The sequence below is a fragment of the Henriciella sp. genome (assembly GCF_049649345.1).
In the GTDB taxonomy this organism is placed as follows: Bacteria; Pseudomonadota; Alphaproteobacteria; order Caulobacterales; family Hyphomonadaceae; genus Henriciella.
Genome location: NZ_JBARZC010000084.1, coordinates 1 through 3,382, shown reverse-complemented (window position 1 = coordinate 3,382; position 3,382 = coordinate 1). Strand labels below are relative to the sequence as shown.

2 protein-coding genes are annotated in these 3,382 nt (G+C 61.8%); both read right to left on the bottom strand.

Translation table 11 applies throughout. From position 1 onward, the window contains the following. Positions 1-72 precede the first annotated feature (72 nt). Positions 73-1,761, bottom strand: a complete 1,689-nt coding sequence (locus WA989_RS02150; protein WP_424338884.1) for a carboxylesterase/lipase family protein — start codon at positions 1,759-1,761, stop codon at positions 73-75. A 21-nt stretch (positions 1,762-1,782) separates the two neighbouring features. Further along, positions 1,783-3,382 (bottom strand): TonB-dependent receptor (locus WA989_RS02145; RefSeq protein WP_424338883.1); only part of this gene is annotated, 1,600 nt, incomplete at its 5' end.

The following is a 3,382-nucleotide window of genomic DNA, read 5'->3' as shown; positions in this document are numbered from 1 at the left end:
CGCTCGCAGCGAGAGCCGCGAGAAGCGCGCCGCAGACCAGGCGGCCCCGCAGGCGGTGAGCGATCGTGCGGGCTAACTGCATTCGGGAACCTCCGGCGGCAGGGGCGGCGAGATGATACCAACATTCCAGTTCCACTGCAGCCCGCCATCATGCAGCCTGCGGCACACGACTTCGTCATGCAGCTCGAAGCGGTCCCGCATCAGGCCGCTGACAGCATAGGGGGCGTCTGTGAAGGCGATGCCGCCTAACGTGCTGGCATAGGTCGGCCAGTCCGGATGCTTGTCAGCGACGGGGCTTCCGGTGCGCGCGAAGCTCGACCAGTAATCCATCATCGCGGCCGACAGGCGGCGCTCGGCCAACTCATTCGGGATCTGCGGCCAGGGCGGGTCGATATTGATCGTCCCGAACGCATAAGGGATCTCCGAGGCATGAAAGGCATGCAGGCCCAGCGCATCGGCGGCCGGGTAGCCGTGGTCGAAGAAATAGAGATAGGAGGCCTGACCAATCCTGGCCTGACGATCTGCGAGCTTGTGCGCGGTCCAGCCATACATGGCGTCGCGTGTCGTCGCGAGCATGCTCTCCATCATATCATCGGAGGGATAATGGCCGAGAAACGTGTCGGCGAGCGGACCGTAGGCGGCGCGGATCGCGGTTTCGTAGGCGTCGCTCGTGTCCGGTTTCGGCGGCAGGAGGAAACGCAGCGAGCGGATCTCGCCTTCATTATAGCCCGCCAGAACCGGGACAGGGGCCTGCTCGCCCTTGTCGAACGTCTCGGCCATCTGTTCGGTGAGGTAGAGGCCGTCAATATTGGGGAAAGGGAAATAGCCAGCCGCCACCGACTGGTCGACGAGATCGCCGGCAGGCGCCGCCCGCATCTCTTCCAGAGACGTAAGACCCATCTTCTCGACAAGCGCAGCGCCCTTTGCCTCTTCAGACGGGTGACCATTTTCCGCTACATTCAGGTGCGCCATCGAGACCATATAGGCACTCTGCGCAATCGCCTTGTCGAACAGGCCGCGCGCTTGCGGCGAGACCATCATCAGCATAACGCTCAGCGCGCCGGCCGACTCGCCTGCAAGGGTGACGTTCTCTGGATCGCCGCCGAAGGCAGCGATATTGCGCTCGACCCATTCCAGGGCAGTGATCTGGTCCATCAGGCCGTAATTGCCCGATATGCCTTGCGCTGATGCGGCGCTGAGGCCTGGATGGGCGAGGTAGCCGAGGACGCCGAGCCTGTAATTGATCGTGACGACCACCATGCCGGTTTCCCGCGCGAGGGCTGCGCCTTCATACATCGCCAGGCTGCCGGCCCCGCCGGTCAGGGATCCGCCATGAATCCAGACAAAGACCGGCGCATCCTTGGCCTCGTCCGGCACCCAGACATTGAGTGAAAGACAGTCCTCGTCGATCGCGTCATAGCTGACGGCATAGATGTTTCTGCCGCGCGGAAGGGGCTGTGGGCAGGCCGGGCCGAATGTGGTGGCGTCGCGTGTGGCCTCCCAGTCCGGATAGGCTTCTGGCGGCGCCCAGCGCAGCTCACCGACCGGCGCCTTGGCGTAGGGAATGCCGCGATAGACGGTGACACCGCGCTCGGCATCGCCCTGAACTGCCCCCGCCGGGGCATTGACGATGCGACCTGTCCCGTCAGTGGCAAGGCCCCCGCCCGCTGTCTCGCAGCCGGCCCCGAACAGGGTGAGCCCCAGGGCGCAAATGAGGGAAGCAATCCCTCGTCTGAAAGGGATTGCTTCGGTTCGTGTCATTATCATCGCCTCCGGGCCTGATCAGTACTCATATCCGACGCGAACGCCGACGGTCATCGGGCGAAGGCGGGCATAGCGCCCATCCAGGAAAGCTTCCGGGTGGACGTAGCTGATCGACTTGTCATCGAACAGGTTCTCGACATAGCCGGTCACTTTCCACTGATCGCGCCCGAAGCCCGTCTGCAGGTTCACCACCGTATATTCCTCAGTGTAATCAAATGTCGGCGCCGTCGTGTTCGGCTGGCCCGGCACATTCGGGAACAGACCCGGGAAATCGCCGACATAGGACGCCGTCGCCGCGAAGAAGGCGTCGGTGCCTTCGCCAACCTTGAAGTCATAGCGAACGGTCGCCGATCCTTGGAAGGACGGGAAAGCCAGCGAGATGCCCTCTTCAGCCCCGGAAATGGCCGCTTCGGACGCCGTCAGTTCCGTCACTTCGGTATCGTTGAGCGAGCCGGCCAGGAAGAAGCTGAGCGAATCGGATGGGTAGGCCGCCACCTCGAACTCCAGGCCCTGACTGACCGCCGCACCGATATTCGTGGCAAACTGGACAGTGTCAGACAGCCGGTTCGCCTGAACCTGGATATCTTCCCAGTCGATATAGTAGGCGGCGAGATTTGCGCCGAGCTTGCCATTCATGAAGAGGCCCTTCACGCCAACCTCATAATTGGTCAGCGTATCCGACTTCGCGCCGTCCGGAATGACCAGATCGCTCGGATCAACAGCGCTCGGCAGGCCGGCGCGAGCATTCGCGACGGGAGAGCGGAAGCCCGTTGAAACCGACGCATAGGTGGTCAGCATTTCACTCGGTTTCCATGACGCGCTGAGCTTGTAGGAGAGCTTGTCAGCATCCACTTTCAGCCCCTCAGACGCCGGGATTGGCGTCACGGTCAGCGGGATATTCGTGAAGCCGCCGAGGGCAACGCCGAGATAGTTGGAGTTGTAGCCGCCGCCATTCACGAAGGTCTGGACTTCCGTATTGGTCTGGCGAAGGCCGCCTGTCACCCAGAACTCGTCGGAGAAGCGATACGTCAACTCGCCGAAGATCGCCGATTCGATCTGGTCGGTGTAGTTGGTGAAACGTTGATAATACTCGTCAGGCAGGCCGGTCAGACCGCGGGCATCGAGGAACTCCTGGGAGGACCGGTACTCGAAGACCACGTCGCGGCGCTTGTTGAAGTAGAAGCCGCCGACGATCCAGTCCCAATTACCGCCATCCGTCGATGCAAGACGCAATTCCTGAACGAAGATGTCGTCATATCCAACGGCATCGAGGGCGAACGGGATCGCCTGATTGAAGGTGCCTGCCAGATCGACAATAAAGTTACCCGCAATGTCGGAATAGGTCGACGAGCTGGTGAGGTTCGCGAAGCCGAAATCATAGTCCAGCGAGAAATTGTAGCTTGTAAACTCTGACTGGAAGAGGTCCGGGCGATCGGTGAAGCGGATAAAGTCGCCGCGGTCCGGATTGGTCAGGGCCGAGTCTTCGGGCTGGCTGTCTTCGTGAATAATGAGGAGCTGGAGATCCATCGCAGTGGTCGGCTCCCAGCGAAGGGCGGCGCGTCCACCGATGGAGCTGAGCGCGTTCGCCCCCTCAATACCAGTGCCGACATTATCGACC

Coding starts and splice junctions, on each gene's coding strand:
- WA989_RS02150 (WP_424338884.1), bottom strand. CDS start 1,761: ATGACACGAACCGAAGCAATCCCTTTCAGACGAGGGATTGCTTCCCTC.